The 18,975-nt window shown below is 68.6% G+C and carries 14 protein-coding genes; 3 read left to right on the top strand and 11 right to left on the bottom strand.

Annotation, left to right across the window (positions count from 1 at the left end; all coding sequences use genetic code 11):
• Positions 1-13: 13 nt before the first annotated feature.
• The 5 genes from DDF67_RS22150 to DDF67_RS22130 form a co-directional block, all read right to left on the bottom strand.
• Complete coding sequence (locus DDF67_RS22150; protein ID WP_109454958.1) at positions 14-1,297, bottom strand: acetyl-CoA C-acetyltransferase; 1,284 nt, start codon at positions 1,295-1,297, stop codon at positions 14-16.
• A complete protein-coding gene (locus DDF67_RS22145; RefSeq protein ID WP_109454957.1) occupies positions 1,294-3,624 on the bottom strand; it encodes an acyl-CoA dehydrogenase in 2,331 nt (776 codons plus the stop codon). The genes DDF67_RS22150 and DDF67_RS22145 overlap by 4 nt, the downstream gene beginning before the upstream one ends.
• Before the next feature lie 151 nt (positions 3,625-3,775).
• A complete protein-coding gene (aceB, locus tag DDF67_RS22140; RefSeq protein WP_109454956.1) occupies positions 3,776-5,356 on the bottom strand; it encodes a malate synthase A in 1,581 nt (526 codons plus the stop codon).
• Between the two features lie 268 nt (positions 5,357-5,624).
• Positions 5,625-5,861: a hypothetical protein gene (locus tag DDF67_RS22135; protein ID WP_408608628.1), complete on the bottom strand. Its 237-nt coding sequence runs from the start codon at positions 5,859-5,861 to the stop codon at positions 5,625-5,627.
• Positions 5,862-5,914: 53 nt separating this feature from the next.
• Positions 5,915-7,528 carry an isocitrate lyase gene (locus DDF67_RS22130; protein WP_109454955.1) on the bottom strand — a complete coding sequence of 538 codons (1,614 nt, stop codon included), beginning with the start codon at positions 7,526-7,528 and terminating at the stop codon, positions 5,915-5,917.
• A 159-nt stretch (positions 7,529-7,687) separates the two neighbouring features.
• On the opposite strand from DDF67_RS22130, the gene DDF67_RS22125 reads away from it, so the two are divergent.
• Positions 7,688-9,109 (top strand): helix-turn-helix domain-containing protein, encoded by a 1,422-nt coding sequence (locus DDF67_RS22125; RefSeq protein WP_109454954.1) that lies wholly within the window; start codon positions 7,688-7,690, stop codon positions 9,107-9,109.
• A gap of 4 nt (positions 9,110-9,113) precedes the next feature.
• Here the strand turns inward: DDF67_RS22125 and DDF67_RS22120 are convergent, their stop codons facing one another.
• From DDF67_RS22120 to DDF67_RS22105, 4 genes are all read right to left on the bottom strand, one after another.
• Positions 9,114-10,214 (bottom strand): pectinesterase family protein, encoded by a 1,101-nt coding sequence (locus DDF67_RS22120; RefSeq protein ID WP_109454953.1) that lies wholly within the window; start codon positions 10,212-10,214, stop codon positions 9,114-9,116.
• Between the two features lie 89 nt (positions 10,215-10,303).
• On the bottom strand, positions 10,304-13,363 hold the full coding sequence (locus DDF67_RS22115; RefSeq protein ID WP_109454952.1) for a TonB-dependent receptor: 3,060 nt from the start codon (positions 13,361-13,363) through the stop codon (positions 10,304-10,306).
• 135 nt (positions 13,364-13,498) lie between these two features.
• The gene (locus DDF67_RS22110; RefSeq protein ID WP_109454951.1) at positions 13,499-14,455 is read right to left on the bottom strand and encodes a FecR family protein; all 957 of its coding nucleotides are present in this window, start codon (positions 14,453-14,455) and stop codon (positions 13,499-13,501) included.
• Positions 14,430-15,011, bottom strand: coding sequence for an RNA polymerase sigma factor (locus tag DDF67_RS22105; RefSeq protein WP_109454950.1), 582 nt, complete (start codon positions 15,009-15,011; stop codon positions 14,430-14,432). Before DDF67_RS22105 ends, DDF67_RS22110 begins: the two co-directional genes overlap by 26 nt.
• A gap of 161 nt (positions 15,012-15,172) precedes the next feature.
• Here DDF67_RS22105 and DDF67_RS22100 point away from each other — a divergent pair, with 161 nt between their 5' ends.
• Positions 15,173-16,324, top strand: coding sequence for a lactonase family protein (locus DDF67_RS22100; protein ID WP_109454949.1), 1,152 nt, complete (start codon positions 15,173-15,175; stop codon positions 16,322-16,324).
• Here the strand turns inward: DDF67_RS22100 and DDF67_RS22095 are convergent.
• Both DDF67_RS22095 and DDF67_RS22090 read right to left on the bottom strand, forming a co-directional pair.
• A complete protein-coding gene (locus tag DDF67_RS22095) occupies positions 16,321-17,001 on the bottom strand; it encodes an HTTM domain-containing protein (protein ID WP_109454948.1) in 681 nt (226 codons plus the stop codon). The two genes, DDF67_RS22100 and DDF67_RS22095, sit on opposite strands and share 4 nt — an antisense overlap.
• The gene (locus DDF67_RS22090; RefSeq protein ID WP_109454947.1) at positions 16,998-17,423 is read right to left on the bottom strand and encodes a hypothetical protein; all 426 of its coding nucleotides are present in this window, start codon (positions 17,421-17,423) and stop codon (positions 16,998-17,000) included. The genes DDF67_RS22095 and DDF67_RS22090 overlap by 4 nt, the downstream gene beginning before the upstream one ends.
• Positions 17,424-17,563: 140 nt before the next feature.
• Between DDF67_RS22090 and pip the strand changes: the two genes are divergently transcribed.
• Positions 17,564-18,655 carry a prolyl aminopeptidase gene (gene pip, locus DDF67_RS22085; protein ID WP_109454946.1) on the top strand — a complete coding sequence of 364 codons (1,092 nt, stop codon included), beginning with the start codon at positions 17,564-17,566 and terminating at the stop codon, positions 18,653-18,655.
• Positions 18,656-18,975: the final 320 nt, after the last annotated feature.

Below are 18,975 nucleotides of genomic sequence, written 5' to 3'. Positions count from 1 at the left end.
GTCGTTTCCCTCCTCAGACCCGTTCGATCAGCATGGCGCCGCCCTGGCCGCCGCCGATGCACTCGGTGGCGATCCCGCGCTTGAGGTCCAGGCGCTCCAGGGCGGTGATCAGGTGCAGCACGATGCGGTTGCCGCTGGCCCCGACCGGGTGGCCCAGGCTGACGGCCCCGCCATCGACGTTCAGACGCTCGCGATCGATGGTCCCGGCCGCTCCGGAAAGGCCCAGGATCTCGCGGCCGAAGGCTTCGTCCTCCCAGGCCGCCAGGCAGGCCAGCACCTGGGCGGCGAAGGCCTCGTTCAGCTCCCAGAGATCGACCTCGCCCAGCGACAGGCCCGCGCGCTTGAGCAGGGCCGAGGACGACAGCACCGGTCCAAGGCCCATGATCGACGGATCCAGAGCGGCCCATTCGCTGTCGAGGATGACGGCGCGCGGCGTCAGGCCGTGCTTCTTCACCGCCTCTTCAGAGGCCAGGATCACCCACGAGGCGCCGTCGGTGATCTGCGAGCTATTGCCGGGTGTGACCTTGCCGAACGGCCGCTCGAAGGCGGGCTTCAGGGTCGACAGCTTCTCGACGCTGCTGTCGGGACGCACGCCGTCGTCATGGTCGTAGACCGTGCCGTCGCGGGCGAAGGCGGGCTCGACCTCGCCGGCCAGCCAGCCTTCGGCCTGGGCGCGGGCCAGCCGCTTGTGGCTCTCGACGGCGTAGGCGTCCGCCGCCTCGCGGCTGATGTTGAAGTAATGGGCCAGCACCTCGGCGGTCTGGCCCATGCCCAGGTCGGTGATCGGGTCGGTCAGGCCGCGTTCCAGGCCGATGACCGGCTGCAGCATGTCGGGCCGGAAGGCCGCAGCCGCCTTGGCCTTGTCGAGCGGCGACTTAGCGCCCTGGAAGGCCGACAGCCACTCGACGGCTGACTGCCTGAGCACCAGGGGCGCGTGACTGAGCGCTTCGGCGCCGCCGGCCAGGATCAGGTCTGACGATCCCTCGCGGATGTAGCGAAAGGCGGTGTCGATCGACTGCATGCCCGAGCCGCAGTTGATGGCCACGGTGAAGGCCGTCATCTCCGGGCCGCAGCCCAGGCGCAGCGCCGCGACGCGGGCGGGGTTCTGCTCGTCGGCGATGACGTTGACGCAGCCGAGGATCACCTGGTCGAAGGCGTCGGGCGCGAAGGGCTGGCGCAGCAGCAGCGGTCGCCCGCACTGGACGGCCAGGTCGACCGGGGTGAACGGTCCCGGCCCCTTGCGCGCCTTGAGGAACGGCGTGCGGGCGCCGTCGACGACATAGACCGGCCGGCTCACGCGCGGACCTCGAAGCTGCGGGCCTCGCCCTGGCCGGGCCGTTCGGGGATCTCGCCGTCGCCCTGCGCCCTGGCGCGCTTGTCGCTGACCGCGTCGGTCCGGGCCTGGGCCCGGACTTCCGTGGCCAGACCGTCGTGGGCGAAGTCGTCGACGGCGATCACCTCGGCCACGGCCTTGTCGGCGGCCTCCAACTGAGCGACCTCTGCTTCGGTCACCAGCCCCCTTTCGGCGGCGAACTTCCAGTCGCGGATCTTCTGGGCCTTGAGGCGATCATGGATCGGCTGGGTGGCGACCACGCGCTCGAAGGCGTCGATCAGCTGACCGACGGCCTGATCCTTGCCGCCGACATAGACGTTCTCGACCAGGCGATCGCGGGTCTCCGAAGGGTGCAGCAGCAGCTCTGCGCAGGCTTGGGTGACCCTGTCGGAGGGGCCGCGGCGACGGGCGCCGAAGGGCAAGATCGCCGACCGCAGCAGCCATCCGGCCAGGCGGTTGGGCAGGTTGGCGAACACCTCGTCGAAACGCTGCTCGATGGTGGCGAAGGCGGTGTCGGCGCACCATTGCAGCAGCGGGAAGTCGGCGTCCTGGCGGCCCTCATCCTCCCAGCGCTTCAGCGCGCCAGACAGGAAGTAGAGCTCGGAGAGAATGTCGCCCAGGCGGGCCGACAACATCTCTTTGCGTTTGAGATCGCCGCCCAGGGTCAGCAGGGCCAGGTCCGAAGCCAGGGCGAAGCCGGCGCTGTAGCGGCCCGCCTGGCGGTAGAAGCGCGTGGCCCGGCCGGCGTCCGGGGCCGGCGACAGAGCGCCATTGCTCCAGCTGCGCGCGAAGGTGCGGACGCCATTGCGCAGGGCGTGGGCGACGTGGCTCCAGAACACCTCGTCGAACTGCTCCAGGCCGCGCTGGGCGTTGGCGTCGCCAAGCGCCAGGATCTCCCTGAGCATGTAGGGATGCGCGCGGATCGCGCCCTGGCCGAACACCATCAGGCTGCGGGTCAGGATATTGGCGCCTTCGACCGTGATGCCGACGGGAATGGCCCGGTATTGCGCGCCCATGTAGTTGCGCGGCCCTTCGATGATGGCCTTGCCGCCGTGGACGTCCATGGCGTCGTTGACGACGGTGCGCATTCGCTCGGTGGCGCCGGACTTCAGCAGGGCCGAGATAACCGACGGATGTTTGCCAAGGTCCAGACCCGCGCAGGTCAGGCGACGCGCGCCATCGACGAGGTAGGCGTTGCCGGCGATGCGGGCCAGGCGCTCCTGCACGCCCTCGAACTTGCCGATCGAGATGCCGAACTGCTGGCGCACGCGCGAGTAGCTGCCGGTGGTCAGGGCGCTGAAGGCCGCCGCGGCGCCCGACAGGGCCGGCAGCGATATGCCGCGACCGGCCGCCAGGGCGGTCATCAGCATCTTCCACCCCTGCCCCACCCGATCGACGCCGCCGATGACGAGGTCCATGGGGATGAAGACGTCCGTGCCCCAGTTGGGACCGTTCTGGAAGGTCTGGAAGGCCGGCAGGTGGCGCCGGCCGATCTCGACGCCCGGCGTGGTGGTCGGCACCAGCGCGCAGGTGATGCCGATGTCCTCGCGCTCGCCCAGCAGGTGGTCGGGGTCGCGCAGCTTGAAGGCCAGGCCCAGCACCGTGCAGACGGGTCCCAGCGTGATGTAGCGCTTGTGCCAGTTGAGGCGGATGCCCAGGACCTCCTTTCCTTCCCAGGTTCCGCGGCAGACCACGCCCTCGTCGACCATGGCCGAGGCGTCCGAGCCGGCCTCGGGACTGGTGAGGCCGAAGGCCGGGACCTCGCGACCGTCGGCCAGGCGTGGCAGCCAATGGTCCTGCTGGTCCTTCGTGCCGAAGCGCATGATCAGCTCGCCCGGGCCGAGCGAGTTGGGAACCATGGTGGTCACCGCCGTGGTCACCGAGCGGGTGGCGATGCGACGCACGACCTCGGCATGACCGAAGGCAGAAAAGCCCAGGCCGCCGTACTGCTTGGGAATGATCATCCCGAAGAACTTGCTTTCCTTCAGGAAGGTCCAGACCTCGGGCGACAGGTCACGCGTCTCCCAGGTCATGGTCCACTCGTCGACCATGGCGCAGAGCTTTTCGACGGGGCCGTCCATGAAGGCCTGCTCGTCGGGTCGCAGCTGGGGCTTGGGGAACGAAAGCAGTTCGTTCCAGTCGGGATCGCCGGTGAACAGCGCCGCGTCCCACCAGACGTCGCCTGCGTCGATGGCGTCGCGCTCGGTCTGGGACAGGGCCGGCAGCACGCCTTGGGCCCAATGAAAGATGGGTCGGGTGAGGAGATCCCGACGCAGGGAGAAGCTGGTCATGACGACGCCCGCCTTCGTTACTGGTCGAGCGTCAAACGCGCCGGCGCCTGCATGGCTCCGGTCTTTTCGGTCCTTAAGTGTCAGCGGCCCGACGCAACGCGGCGGCGCTCCGGGGGAGCGCCGCCGCGCCGGGACCGGCCGATCAGCAAGGTCAGCCGATCAGCTCGTAGGCCGGCAGGGTGAGGAATTCCTCGAGCGTGTCGGACAGCACCATCCGGGTGAAGAGATGGGCCGCCTCTTCCAGGCGCGGCGAGCCGAATTCGCGGCGCAGGTCGGCCATCTCCTGGGTGAACAGGCCGACGAACAGCTCCGAGGTCAGCGCCCGACCGTCCTCGAGCTCGGCGCCGAGACGCACCCATTGCCACAGCTGGGTGCGGCAGATCTCGGCGGTCGCCGCGTCTTCCATCAGGTTGTAGAGCGGCACCGCGCCCCGGCCCTCCAGCCAGGCCTGGGTGTAGCGCACGCCGACGCGGATGGCCTCGCGGGCGCCGGCCTCGGTGCGGGCGCCGTCGTGCAGCTCCAGCATCTGGCTCTGCGTGATCTCCAGGCCTTCCAGCGTCTTGTCGAGCTGGTTGGGCGACGGCATCAGGCGGTCGAAGACCTCCATGGCCACCGGCACCAGGTCGGGGTGGGCCACCCAGGTGCCGTCGTGGCCGGCGCCCGCCTCGCGCTCCTTGTCGGCGCGAACCTTGGCGAAGGCGGCCTGGTTGGCGGCCTCGTCGCCCTTGACCGGGATCTGGGCGGCCATGCCGCCCATGGCGAAGGCGCCGCGACGGTGGCAGGTCTGGACCAGCTTCAGCGAATAGGCGCCGAGGAAGGCCTTGCCCATGACCATGGCCGAGCGGTCCGGGGTCAGGAACTCAGGCCGGCGGCCAAGGCGCTTGATGAACGAGAAGATGTAGTCCCAGCGGCCGCAGTTGAGGCCGACGATGTGGTCCTTCAACTCGAACAGGATTTCATCCATCTCGAAGGCGGCGGGGATCGTCTCGATCAGCACCGTGGCCTTGAACGTGCCGACGGGCAGGCCCAGGGCCTCCTGGGCGCGGACGAAGACGTCGTTCCAGAGGCGCGCCTCCAGATGGCTCTCCAGCTTGGGCAGATAGAAGTACGGGCCCGAGCCCTGCGCCAGGGCGGCCTTGGCGTTGTGGAAGACGTAGAGGCCGAAGTCGAACAGCGCGCCGGCGACAGGCGCGCCGTCGACTTCGAGGTGGCTTTCGGGAAGGTGCCAGCCACGCGGCCGCACCTTCAGGACGGCCGGGTTGGCTCCCAGCGCGTAAGCCTTTCCGGACTTCGGATCGACGTGGTCCAAGACGCCGTTCCAGCGGTCCTTCAGGTTGACCTGGCCTTCAATGACATTGGCCCAGGTGGGGGCCGTGGCGTCCTCGAAGTCGGCCATGAACACCTTCGCCCCGCAGTTCAGGGCGTTGATGATCATCTTGCGATCGACCGGCCCGGTGATCTCGACGCGGCGGTCGAGCAGGTCGGCGGGAATGGGGGCGACACGCCAGTCGGCGGCGCGGACGTGCGAGGTCTCGGCCAGGAAGTCGGGCAGCTCGCCGGCGTCGAAGCGGGCCTGGCGCGCCTGGCGGGCGGCCAGCAGTTCGCGCCGGCGGCCGTCGAAGCGGCGATGCAGGTCGGCCACGAAGGCCACGGCCTCTGGCGTGAGGATCTCTACCGCACGACCCTCGATCGGGCCGAGAATCTGGACGTTGGCGGCGATGTCGAGAGGCATGGCGTGTTCCGTGGTGTGGTGACGCGGACTTGGAAGGATGTATCGGATGCGGCCTGCGCACCCAAGTTTCGTCATCCCTTTCCGGCGAAGGAAAACCGGAGCCCAGGGACCGCGCGCACCGCGCCGGCCACCGCGAAGAAGCCTCGACGCCGTACGGCGGCCCCTGGGTCCCGGATGGGGCTTGCGCGCCCTCCGGGATGACGATTGCAGTGTGGCGGGCGAGAGGAGGAAGCAGGCGCCTCCCCTCGCCCGCAGGCGCCCGAGCGTCTTACGCGCTCTTGGGCGCTTCGTTGGCGCGGACGGTCGGGACGATCTGGTCGCCCCAGTTGCCCGAGCCGTCATGGTGGCGCGAGGTGCGCACCAGCTCGACCGAGTAGCCCGCCTCGATGGCGCGGCGGACGGCTTCGTTGAGGCGGTGCGAGGCCTCGGCGAGGCGGTCCACGGCGCGATCCTGGGCCGACGAGTCCGGCATCGCGGCCGGAGCGAATTGCGTGACGTTGGTCATGGCGTTCTCTCCTGTAGGTTTTCGCCAGTGGGTTGTCGGTTTCGGACGCCGGGCTATTCGGCGGCGAACTGGTTCATGGTGTTGGCGTGGCCGCCGGCCTTAAGCGCCCGCTCGCCGCCGACCATTTCCTTGAAGGTGTCGCCGAGGTCGGAGCCGACCTCGTGCTGGTGCTTCACCGCCGAGACCCCGCGGCGGATCTCCTCGCGCTGCACCGAGTTGACGTAGGCCTGCATCCGCTGGTCGCCGAAGTAGCCGCGCGACAGCTCGTCGACGCTCTTGGCGGTCAGGTGGAAGGTCGGCAGGGTGATCAGGTTGTGGAACACCCCCGCGCGGGCCGAGATGTCGACCTGGAAGCGGGCCAGGCGCTCGTCAGCCTCGCGGCCCAGATCGGTGGCGTCGTACTCGGCCGACATCAGGACGTTGCCGTCGGGATAGGAGTCCTCGTGGATCTTACCCTCGGCGATCCACTGGGCGCGGACCTGCTTGCGCAGGTTCAGGGTCCAGTTGAACGAAGGCGAGTTGTTGTAGGTCAGCTTGGCGTTCGGCACCGCCTTGCGGACCTCGGCCACCATCGAGGCGATCTCGTCCACGTTGGGCGTATCGGTCTCGATCCACAGCAGGTCGGCGCCGCCTTGGGTCAGGTTGGCGATGCAGTCCTCGATGACCCGGGCGCGGCCCGTGCCGTCCTGGAAGGCGAACAGGCCGTTGGCCATCCGCACCGGCTTGACGAAGGCGCCGTCCTTCATGATCGCGATCTCGCCGTCGCGCAGCGGGTTCTCGGCCGTGATGGCTTCCGTCTTCAGCCACTTGATGTATTCGGCCGCCAGATCGCCCTCGCCCTGGCTGACCGGAACCTTCTGGGTCAGGCCCGCGCCCAGGCTGTCGGTGCGGGCGACGATGACGCCCTCGTCCACGCCCAGCTCCTCGAAGGCCAGGCGGCAGGCGCGCAGCTTTTCAATGAAGTCCTCGCGCGGCACGGTGACCTTGCCGTCCTGGTGGCCGCACTGCTTGGCGTCGCTGACCTGGTTCTCGATCTGCAGGCAGCAGGCGCCGGCCTTGATCATCTCCTTGGCCAGCAGGTAGGTGGCGTGCTCGTTGCCGAAGCCGGCGTCGATGTCGGCGATGATCGGAACGACGTGGGTCTCGAAGGTGTCGATGGCCTTGATCGCGGCCTGCTCGGCGACCTGGTCGCCGGCGTCGCGGGCGGTCTTCAGCGCCTTGAAGAGGTCGTTGATCGCCACTTCGTCAGCCTGGCGCAGCGAGACGTAGATCTCTTCGATCAGGTCGACGACCGAGGTCTTCTCGTGCATCGACTGGTCCGGCAGGTGGCCGAAGCGGTTGCGCAGACCCGCGACCATCCAGCCCGACAGGTAGACATAGGCGCCTTTGGTCGTGCCGCGCAGGCGCTTGACCGACTTGATCATCTGCTGGGCGTGGAAGCCGGACCAGCAGCCCAGCGACTGGGTGAACTTGCTGGAGTCGGCGTCATAGGCTGCCATGTCGGCGCGCATGACGACGGCCATCTCGCGCGCGATGTCCAGATGGGTGTTGAAGGTGTTCTGCAGCTTCAGCTGGATGATGTCGTCGATGGCGACGCCGCCGGACGTCACGCCTTGCGGATAGCGGGCGATAAGGTCCTGGCGGTGCTCGGCGTAGGTCTTGCGCATGGTCGTTCGTCTTCCCCATCGGGGCCCGCTTGTTGGGAGGCGGGCTGTAAGCTGTGACAGGGAGCTAACGCCGATGCGGCAAGGCGGTCGAACCTATTGAAGACGATTTGTCACAAATCGACTTTGTGTATTTTGTAAAATCATGACAACGTGACAGGCATGGTCACAACCGACAAAAAGCTGTTCCTGGGCGGCCGCCTCAAACGCCTGCGCCGCGACCTGGGCGTCACCCAAAGCCGCATGGCCGATGAGTTGGGCGTTTCGCCCAGCTACCTGAACCTCTTGGAGCGCAACCAGCGGCCGGTGACGGCCCAGATGCTGCTGCGGCTGGCCGAGGCCTATGACCTGGATCTGCGCACCCTGTCGGCCGACGATCCGGGCGGCGGGGCGGGCCTGGAAGAGGTGCTGGCCGACAAGATGTTCGCCGACCTCGGCATCGGCCGCCACGAGGCGGCTGAGGTGGCCGAGCTTTCGCCGGGCCTGGCCGAGGCCATGGCACGCCTCTATCGCGCCTATCTCGACCGCGGCCGGATGATCGACCTGGGCGCCTTCGAGCGTCCCGACGGCACGCCGGCGGCCTCGTCATCGCCGACCGACTGGGTGCGCGATCTCGTCGGCTCGCAACGCAACCACTTCGCCGAGCTGGAGACGGCGGCCGAAGCCATCGTAGCGGCGCTGGACGCCGACCTACAGGACCTGGGGCCAGCCGTGCGCGAGCGCCTGGTCGCCCGCCACGGCATCCAGACCAGGGTCATGCCGGCCGAGGTCATGGCCGGCTCGCTGCGCCGCTATGACCACCACCGCAAGCGGCTGATGGTGTCGGAGACCCTGGCCCCGGCCAGCCGCATCTTCGCCATGTGCTACCAGTTGGGCCTGATGGAAGCGCCCGAGGCGCTCACCCGCCTGGCCGACCGCTTCGCCGCGCCCGACCGCGCGACGCGCCAGCTCTTGAAGGTGTTCCTCGACAACTACCTCGCCGCGGCGATCATGATGCCCTACGAGCCGTTCCACGCGGCCATGGAGGCCAGCGGCTACGACATCGAGCGGGTGCGGCCGCGCTTCGGCGTCAGCTACGAGCAGGCCGCCCAGCGCCTGACGACGCTGAGCCGTCCTGGCGCGCGGGGCATCCCGTTCTTCATGATGCGGCTGGACGCGGCGGGGAACATTTCCAAGCGCTTCGCGGCCGGCCCCTTCCCGTTCTCGCGCTTCGGCGGGGCCTGCCCGCGCTGGAACGTCCACGACAGCTTCAAGACTCCCGGGCGCATCGTCACCCAGGTGATCGAGACCCCCGACGGCGAGCGCTACTTCACCCTGTCGCGCACCGTGAGGCGGACCTCGGGTCTGCAGGCGGGGCTGGAGGACGAACTGGTGATCGGCCTGGGCTGCGAACTGAAGTTCGCCAGCAAGCTGGCGGCCTCGCGCGGGCTCGACATCGCCTCGCCGCTGGCGGTGGAGATCGGCCCCTCGTGCCGGATCTGCGAGCGGCCGGCCTGCCCACAGCGCGCCGCCGCCCCGATCAACCGCACCCTGCTGGTCGAAGAGGCCAGCAAGTCGGTGACCCCCTTCCCGTTCGCGCGCTGAAGCCTCAGACGGACCAGCCGGCTAGCACCGCGCGGACGTCCATCGCCCTGGCCTCGGTCGCGCTCAGCGTGCGGCCGCGCCGGAAGGCGGCCGCGCCGGGGCCTTTGGAGCCGTATTGCGAGAAGCGGGCGTCCTCCGGCTGCAGCATGGTGCGCGGATTGCCGTCCTTGTCAGTGTACCACATCTGCGTCCAGCCCTCCGGGGCGACGTGGTCGTCCATCCAGCAGTCGATGAAAGCGCTTGCTCCGACGAACCTGGGGTCGCCATAGCGACCATCCGGGAACTGGCTGGACGGGCGCCAGGGCCGGCCCAGATAGACCGAGTGTCGCGCCGTGCCCACAGCCTTGGTCAGGCGGCAATCCTTGAAGACGAAGCCGAACGGCTGGTCGATCGGCGTGCTGGGCGCGACGACATAGCCGTCGACCGGGTCGACCGGTCGCGGCAGCGAGCGGATCTCGCAGTCCCTGAAGAACGCCCTGCCCGCCCCGAAAATGAAGTCGTAGCTGCCGGTGATCAGGCAGCGCTCGAACAGGCTGCGGCCAGCGTCGGGAAACAGGGTGTCCTGGTAGCTGAGGATATCGACCTGGGCGAACCGCGCGCGGTCGCTGCCCTTGTCGAGCATCAGGGCGACGGCCTGCGGACCGCCGCCGTCGTGCGAATGCAGGCCGCCGGGCTTGGTCATTTCCCCCAGACCGTCGAAGGCGTTGCGGATCGTGAGATTGCGAACCGCGAAGTCCGGCGCGCGGACGAACACGGTCGGCGTGCGGAAGGTGCCCCAGCGCTTGCCGTCGGGCGCGGTCAGGCCCGAGGCGGCCAGATGGGTGATGATCGAGCCCGTGCGGCTCTCGCCCACGAGGTGGATGAACGGCTTGTCGATGACCACCTGCTCGTCGAACGCGCCCTTGGTCACCAGGATGCGGAAGGGCTGCGTCCCGTTCGCCGGCGCCGCGGCAACGGCCGCCGACAGCTTGTCGTAGGTCGGCGCCGAGAACCGGCGCGGATCGTCCGGGCGCTTAAGCACGGCGTCATAGCGTGGTGCGGCGGAGGCGACGCCAGGAAGCAGCAGAAGTCCGGCCGCCACGGCCCGTCGCGAAACCATCGTCATCGAAGCCTCGAAAGAAAAAGAGCGGGCGCCGGCCGGGAGGGACGGCCGACGCCCAACATTCCCCTGGGAGGAGGAAGGTTCGGTGCGGCCTAGAACGAGTACCTAAGGCCGAAATTGTACTGCCGGCCGGTGTGCGAATAGACGTAGATGCTGTCGCGCACGCTGTCGGTGTACTGCTCGTTGAACGCGTCGGTCAGATTCAGCCCCTCGAAGGTGATCTTCAGGCGCTTGTTGATCTGGTACGAAGCCGAGGCGTCGACGGTGAAGGTGTCGCGCACCCCGTCGATGTCGTTGGTCGAGGTACCGCTGGGCACGGCGGTCAGGTACTTGTCGCGATAGGCGCCCGAGACGCGGGCACTGAACTTGCTGTCCTCGTAGTAGAGGGTGGCGTTGAAGGCGTTCTTCGACAGGCCCACCAGGTCGTTCTGCACGAAGCCCGTGGCCGAGCGTGACGAGATGTAGTCGATCTTGGAGTCGACGATCGTGACGTTGAAGATCGCTCCCGTGTGGCGCAGCGGGCCCGGCAGGAAGCTGAACGGCTGCTGGTAGCTGATCTCGATGCCTTTCAGCGGGCCGCCCTCGGTATTGACCGGCTTGCTGAACAGGAAGGTGTCGCTGGCCGACACGCCGGCCAGGCCGTCGAGCAGGCTGGTCGGCAGGCCCGAGGCGGCGAAGGTCTGCGAGACCCGCTGCGTCTGGATGTAGCTGTCGATGTCCTTGTAGAACAGGCCGACCGACAGCAGGGCGTCCTTGGCGAAGTACCACTCGGCCGACAGGTCGTAGGTCGTGGCCCGGATCGGGTCGAGATAGGGATTGCCCGAACTGACGCTGAACACGCCCACGACGCTGAGGCTGCCGCCGGGCGTCAGGCTGCCCAGGTTCGGACGGGTCATGACCTTGGCCGCGCCGAAGCGCAGCAGGAAGTCGGGCGTGACCTCGGCGGTGAGGTTCAGGGCCGGCAGCACGTCCTCGTAGTCGCGATCGACCGTGGCCTGCTGGGCCGCGCCGGAGACCAGCTGGTAGCCGGTCGAGCTCTGCTCGGTCTTGACGTAGCGCACGCCGACGTCGCCGCGGATCGGCCAGGCGAAGCGGTCGGAGTTGAAGTCCAGCTGCACGTAGGCTGCGGTGTCCTTCTCCTCGACGCTGCGGATGTTGCCGCGCGCGGCCGAGTTGCTGGCGCCCGACAGCTCGAACAGGCCCGTGCCGCTGTAGATGTCGAACAGCTTGGCGAAGGCGTTCAGGTCCGGCGCGGCCCAGCTGGTGGGATAGCCCGAACCGCCGAGGTTCTTGCCAAAGCCGCTGACCAGGTTGGTCAGGCTGGCCAGGGTGACGCCGGCCGGCAGGGTCGGCACGACGGACTCGTTGACACGCGCCAGGGCCCAGGAGTCGAACTCGTACTTCTTCAGGTTCACGCCCGCCTTCAGGCGGAAGGTGTCGTTGAGCTCATAGTCGCCGTCGAGCTGGGCGGTCTGGATGGTGTTGGTCACGCCCTGCGGCCGCAAGCGGATTTCCGAACGCGCCGCGCCGAAATTGTAGGCCAGCGGGTCGGTGACATCGAAGCCGAAGTTCATCGCCGGCAGCTTGGCGTTGTTGCGGTAGTCATAGGAGAAGCCGTCGGCGTTCTCGCGGTTGAGGATCACCGTCGTCTGGATCGGGTTGTCGAAGTCGGACTTCGAGAAGCCGACCAGGCCCGTCACCTTGAAACGGTCGGTGAAGCGGTGCTCGGCCGTGAAGGTGGCCTGCGTGTACTTGGTCCGGAGCTTGTCGAAACGCGTCTCGCTCTCGACGTCGACGTCGTCGAACAGGCCATAGACCATGTCGCCCTTCGAGTTCACCACGCCGTCGCGGACGATGATCTCGGGGCGGCCGCCCTGGGCGGCGTTGCGGGCGAACGAGAGAGCTTCCAGCCAGTTCTCGGTGCGGGTGGCCTTGAAGTCCGAATAGAGGAAGTCGGCCGTGACCAAGGTCTTCTCGTCGGGCCGGAACTGTAGCGAACTGGTGATCCCCAGGCGCTTCTGGTCGTGGGTCAGGCGGCCGTAGCGGGGGAAGCGCGGGGTGAAGACGCTGGCCGAGCTGGCTTGGCTGAAGGTCGAGGCCGGGCTGAAGCCGCCGACCTCCGTGCCGTTCAGCCAGCCGCCCGAGCCGTGCCCCTCTTCCAGCAGGTTGCGCTCGGTGTAGGCCACCGAGACCAGGGCGCCGAGCTTGCCGTCGGCCCAGGTGTTGGAAGCCAGCAGGGCAAAGCGCGGGTCCCAGCTTTCCGACAGGTCGTTGTAGCCCTGCTGGGCCGAGACCACGAGGGTCGCGCCCTTGTAGTCGAAGGGCCGTCCCGTCTGCAGGTCGACCGTGGCGCCCAGCGAACCCTCTTCGGTCGAGGCCGAGGCGGTCTTGCGCACGGTGATGCTGTTGAAGAGCTCCGAGGCGAAGACGTTGAAGTCGAATGCGCGGTTGCGGTTGGCGCCGCCCGAGCTGTCGGTGCCGCTGGCCGTGCTCTGCCCCTCGACGCCGTTGATGCGCACGCGGGTGAACTGGGGACCCAGCCCCCGGACGGTGATCTGGCGTCCCTCGCCGGCGTCACGGGCGATCGACACGCCCGGCACGCGCTGGATGGACTCGGCGAGGTTGGCGTCGGGAAAGTCGGCGATGTCCTCGGCCTTGATGACGTCGACGACGCCGCTGGTCCGTTTCTTGATGTTCAGGGCGCTGCCCAGGCTGGCGCGGAAGCCGGTGACGACCACCTCCTCGACGGCGGCCGGCTCCTCAATGGTGTCGCCGACGGGCTCTGACTGCTGCGGAATGGCGATGGGCGCGGTCGAGGCCAGCTGCACCGAGCCTTTCTGACCCAGCACCGCGGTGCGGCCGTCGTTGGAAACCACGGTCAGGTTCGCGCCATCGAGCAGACGCGACAGGCCCTCGGCGACGGTGTAGGTCCCGTGAACGCCGTTGACCCGCTTGCCCTGGACGGCCGCTTGCGGGGCCAGGATCTGGAGGTCGGCCTGCTTGCCGAACTGGGGAATGCCGGTGGCCGCGGCCTGGGCCGGCACGTCGAACTTGCGCGTCTGGGCCTGAGCCTGGCTGCTGGCCAGCACCGCGGCGGCGCCCGCCGCCAGCATCAGGGCCGATTTTCCGTAGACGTCTCGCGGATAACCCATTCCGCGCCCTCCCTATTTGTTTGTTTCGCACGGCGCTTCTGGGAGCGCCTGTCTTGAGCGACGGGCCGGAAACCGGTTTCCGTCAGAACGCTGCGAATTTTTTTCGGAGGCCGTCCTCCGTGAGCGGCGAAATCCCTATTCCGCCAAAGGCGCGACGGACTGCACGAGGATGGCGTCGCCGCGCACGGTGACGCGGGCGCCGAAGCTGGCGGCGGCGGCGCGGGCGAAGCTTTCGGGCTCGTTGGTGCGGAACCAGCCGACCAGCTTCTGCTCGGCCAGGGCCGGGTCGGCGATGACGATCTTGCGGGCGTTGTAGCGGTTGAACTCCTGCGCCGCCGCTCCGAAAGCCTCGCCATCGAGCACGATCTGGCCCTCCCGCCAAGCCAGCTCGCGGTTGATCTCCAGCGACGCCGGCACCGGCTGGGCCGCGCCAGCGCTGTCGGAGGCGAAGACACGTTCGCCGGCCGTCACGCGTCGCGGGACCTCGCCAGCGCCTTCCGACCAGACCTCGACTACGCCTTCGGTTACCAGCACCTCGCAGCCGCCGTCGCGGCGGCGCACGGAGAAGGCGGTGCCGACCGCCCTCACCCGCACCGGACCGCTCTCGACCACGAACGGACGCTCGACGTCCTTGGCGACCTGGAACCAGGCCTCGCCCCGATCGAGGCGCACCTCGCGCTTGCGCGGCTTCATCGCCACTTCCAGCGCCGTGTCGGTGTTGATGGCGGCGAGCGAACCATCGGCCAGCGGCACGCGGCGGATCTCGCCTACCGTAGTGCCGTAGCGCGCCGACAGCAGGCGCGGCGACACGACCACGGCGACGCACGCCGCCGCCGCCGCGCCCAATCCGGCCAGCAGGCCCCGGCGCCCAATGCGGCGACGCGGCGCGTCCTTGGGCTCCTGTGCGCCCAGCACCCGTCCACGATCCAGCAGACCCCAGGCGGCCTGGGCGCGTACGAAGGCGCCCTGCCGACGCGTATCGGCAGCCAGCCAGGCCTCCAGCTCGGCCGGATCCAGGTCTCCGCGATCGGCGCGCACCACCCATCGGGCGGCGGCCGCCTCGATGTCAGCGGCGCTTTCGCGTTCGGTCATGCGCACTCGGCCTCCTGACGGCCGTGGGTTGTTCGGTTTCACCCTCGGCGAGGGCGGCGAGGATGGCGCGCAGCCCCCTCACGGATTCGTTCTCGACCACGTTCTCGGTCACGCCCATGCGGCGGGCGATCTCGCGTTGCGGCAATCCCTCGATCTTGCGCATCTCGAAGATCCGGCGGCAGCGGTCGGGCAAGGCGGCGATCAGCCGCCGCACCCGCTCCAGCTCGCGCCGGCCGCCGGCGATGCGCTCGGGCGAAGGCTCGTCCAGTTCGACGTTCAGCGCGTCGATTTCCGTCACCGTGTCGATCCGCACCACCCGCGCTCGCCGCAGTTGCTCCAGCGCCACGCTGCGGGCGGCCTGGAACAGATAGGCCCGAGGCTCGCCGATGTGGTCGACATGGGCCAGCCCCGCCAGGCGGCAGTAGGTCTCCTGCACGATGTCGTCGACGTCGCCGGCCGTGGCGAAGGCCCGCCGCAGCCAGGCGCGCAGGTCGGCTTCGTGGGGCAGGATTTCCCGCCCGATCCAAGCCACGACGCGCGCACGCCCCTCCGACACCGTTTCCGCCCCAATCACTCTGGTCGAGTTGTTCTGGAGGGAGCGATGCACGGCCCGCCGATTTCCGTCAAACCCGGCGCGATTTTCTTCGAAGCAGAAACCCGAGTGGTCTTATCGACGAGGCGCCGAAAGCCTGACAAGCACGGTGCGAGGAGACGCCGATGACCGATTCCAGACACGGTTCGCCCACCCGCCGCACGGTCGCCGCCGGCGCGCTCGGCCTGATGGCCGCGCCGGTCTCGCATGCGGCGTCGCGGGGCGAGCGGCTGGTCTATGTCGGCGGCCAGGCCGACAAGGACGGCCAGGGGATCTTCGCCGCCCGACTGGACCTTAGCGCCGGCAAGCTGACTGCGATCGGCGTCGTCGCGCCCCTGCTGCGCCCGACCTGGCTGGTCGCCCATCCCGCCTTGCCTGCGCTCTACGCCCTGAGCGAGACCGGCTACGGCCAAGGCGAACAGGGCAAGGTCCATGCGCTGAAGGCCGATCCGGCGACCGGCGCCCTGACGGTGATCTCGACGGTCGCCTCCGGCGGCGGTGGTCCGGCGCACATGTCTTTGGACAGCGAAGCCGGCGGCCTGCTGGTCGCGCACTATGGCACGGGCCATGTCGCCGCCCTGCCCGTCCGCGGCGACGGCGGACTGGAACCGCCGGTCTCGGTGCAGGCCAATACGGGCTCGGGGCCCTCGCCGCAGCAGCATGGGCCGCACGCCCACGCGGTGCTGGTCGACCCGACGGGACGTCACGCCCTCGTCGCCGACCTGGGCGCGGACCGGATATTCGTCCACCCCTACGATGCGGCCGCCCAGACGCTGGGTCCGGCGAGCGAAGCCTCCGCCGTGCTGCCGCCTGGAACGGGACCCCGCCACATGGCGCTGCATCCGACCGGCCGATACCTCTATCTGCTCAGCGAGATCACGCCCGAGATCCACGTCTATCGCCTGCGGGGCGGCCAGCTGGAGCTGTTGCAGACCCTGCGTGCTGGCGGGCTGCCGCCGATCAACGGCGCCGAGGTGGCGGTCAGCCCCGACGGTCGCTTCGTCTACGCCTCGATCCGCGTGGAGGACGTCATCATCGTCTACGAGGTCGACAAGGTCGGGGGCGGACTGCGGGAGATCCAGCGCGTCCCCACCGGCGGCAAGACGCCATGGAGCTTCGGCCTCGATCCGTCAGGCCGCTGGCTGCTGGTGGCCAACCAAGGCTCGGATACGGTGACGGTTCTTGCGCGCAACAGCGCATCGGGCCGCCTGACCGCCACCGGCCAGGAGCTGGCCGTCAATCGACCGACCTGCCTTACCTTCCCCGCCTGGGGCTAGAACAGGCGCTGTTGCAGCCAGAGGATGGCCGGATAGGCCGCCAGCCAGGTCCAGAAGAAGCGGTTGAGGCCGAACAGGCAGGCGTTGACCAGATGGAAGGTCGCCGCGACGACGAGACCGACGATCAGCGACGGCTGCGAGATCATGGTCAGCGGAAAGGCCAGCTCGAACAGCATCACCGCCCACGACATGGCTACAAGCAATCGCGGCCGGCCTGCCCAGCCGCGCAGGCTCTCGGCGACGGGATAGGCCGAGAAGGCGAAGACCTGGCGCAGCGCCACGCCCCTGCGCCAGTCGGGGTTCACGATCTTCACCCAGCCGGAGATGAAGTAGGACAGCATCAGCTGCACGCCCAGATAGCCGAAGGCCAGCTCGCGCCATTGCTCGACCGGCAGCACCCGCGCCAGGGTCACGCACCACAGCGCCAGCAGGCCCAGCCGGTCGCTGCCGCCGTTGTAGGGGCCCTGGAAGCGCTGGAGGATCAGCAGCGACAGGCCCGCCAGGGCCACCAGCGGCCAGGGCGAGGCGACGCCGACCAGAACCAGCAGGCACAGGACGATGCGCACGCCGAACAGAAACCGTTCATGGCGGAAGGCGCGCAGGTGCTCCAGGCTCTGCTGGACCAGGGCGAGGGCCAGCAAAGCCTCGGTCAGGCGAAGGGCATGATCGAAGCTCATCGGAGGTCGAGGTCCGCCAGCCGGCGCGGCGCGGCCTGGTAGAGCACCTCGCGCTCGCCCGTGGGATCGATGAACAGTAGCCGGAACGACAGCCACGGCGCGGCGTCCGGCTGCCCGGCGAGGTCGGCGGCGATGCGGCGGAAGATCTCGTCCTCGCCGTGAGCCGTCGGTTCCTCCACGAGACGCTCGGCGCAGCTGACCAGGAACAGGCTCTCGTTCCAGCGGGCGTTCCAGAACAGCCGCGCCAGCATGGCGACCGGCGACAGCCGCTGGGGCCGCGGCCTAAATTCGGTCCAGGCGTCCAAGACGGCGTCGCGCGCGTCGGCCAGGGCGTATTCGACGCGCGGCGAGGCGGCGATGACGTCGAAGAAGTTCCACGACGGGATCAGGGCCGGCGCCAGCAGCGAGACGGGATTGGCCATGATCCCTCCTTGCGGGCGCGGCGGAAGGCTGAGTTACGCGGCCGCCCCGATCCTGTCGAGATCGGCCGATTTGACTTGCGGTCGTCGTTGACGAGCGCATCTAAGCGACACGGGCGGACAGCCTCACGAAAGGTCGAGTTATGAATTTCTCGCGGTTGCGGACCACCAGCAAGGTCACTGGTGAATGGAAGTACGATCAGCCGATCGCCAACAAGAGCGGCCTGCTGCAGGTCGACACCGCGCCCGACCATAAGCTCTATTGGGAAGAATACGGCAATCCGGACGGCGAGCCGGTGATGTTCCTGCACGGCGGCCCCGGCGGCGCGTGCGCCCCGCCGATGGCCCGCTTCTTCGATCCCAAGCGCTATCGCGTGATCCTGTTCGACCAGCGCGGCTGCGGAAAGAGCGAGCCGACGGTCGCCTCGGCCGGCCCGCAGACGGCCCTGACCAACAACACCACCGACCACCTGGTCGACGACATCAACAGGCTGCGCGACGCGCTGGGGATTACCGGCCGCATGCACGTGTTCGGCGGCAGCTGGGGCAGCACCCTGGCGCTGACCTACGCCATCCGCCACGCCGACAAAGTGGCCTCGCTGATCCTGCGCGGCATCTTCCTCGGCGCGACCGAAGACCTGCTCTACATGTACCAGGGCAATGCGGCGGCCTTCACCCAGACGCCCTACGCCCTGACCGAACCGGGCGCCTACATCGCCTATCCCGACGAGTGGAAGGCTTTCGTCGAGGTGATCGCGCCCGAGGATCGGGGCGACATCATGGGCGCCTACAAGAAGATCTTCGACATGGTCCCGGCCGATGCGGCCGAGCGTGAGCGCCAGCTGAAGGCGGCCGTGGCCTGGTCGGTCTGGGAAGGCACGATCTCGAACATGATCCCCGACAATGCCGACGCGGGTAAGTTCGGCGAGGCCGACTTCGCCCTGTGCTTCGCCCAGATCGAGGCCCACTTCTTCGCCAATGGCCTGTTCCTGGAGCCAGACTACATCGTGCGCAACGTCGACAAGCTGAAGGGCCTGGACCTGCACATCGTCCACGGCCGCTTCGACCAGGTCTGCCCGCTGTCGCAGGCCTCGCGCCTGGTCGCGGCCCTGGAAGAGATCGGCGCGCCGCCGGCCAGCTACGTCAAGACCGACGCCGGCCACAGCGCCATGGAAGGCCAGACGGTGCTGGCGCTGACGGCGATCATGGACGGGCTGCCGAAGATCGCGAACTAGCGCCTTTCCGAACGGCCGAAGGCCGATCCGGGACCCAGGGGCCGGCGCACTGCGGTTGCTCCTGGGTCCTGTCGCCAGCGGGCGTTGACCGACAGGCCGCCGGCCGACTCCCAACACGTCCGAGCCTTGCGTATCTGCAGCCGCGCCGAACGATACAAGGCGGATACATAGCGACAAATTGCAGACGCGTTACGCCTGCAAAGCTGGCTCATGGGCCAGGATCCGCAACGATTCCGTACTTTTTGGCGACCATCGCCGGCAGTTCGAATTGAAGAGGCATGTCCGCGCCGCAACCATGGAGCGGAACCTTGAGCCCGCCT

Origin of the sequence: Caulobacter endophyticus (assembly GCF_003116815.1) — a bacterium.
GTDB lineage: Bacteria > Pseudomonadota > Alphaproteobacteria > Caulobacterales > Caulobacteraceae > Caulobacter > Caulobacter endophyticus.
Note: the sequence above shows the minus strand (reverse complement) of the source record. Positions and strands in the feature narration are given on the sequence as shown.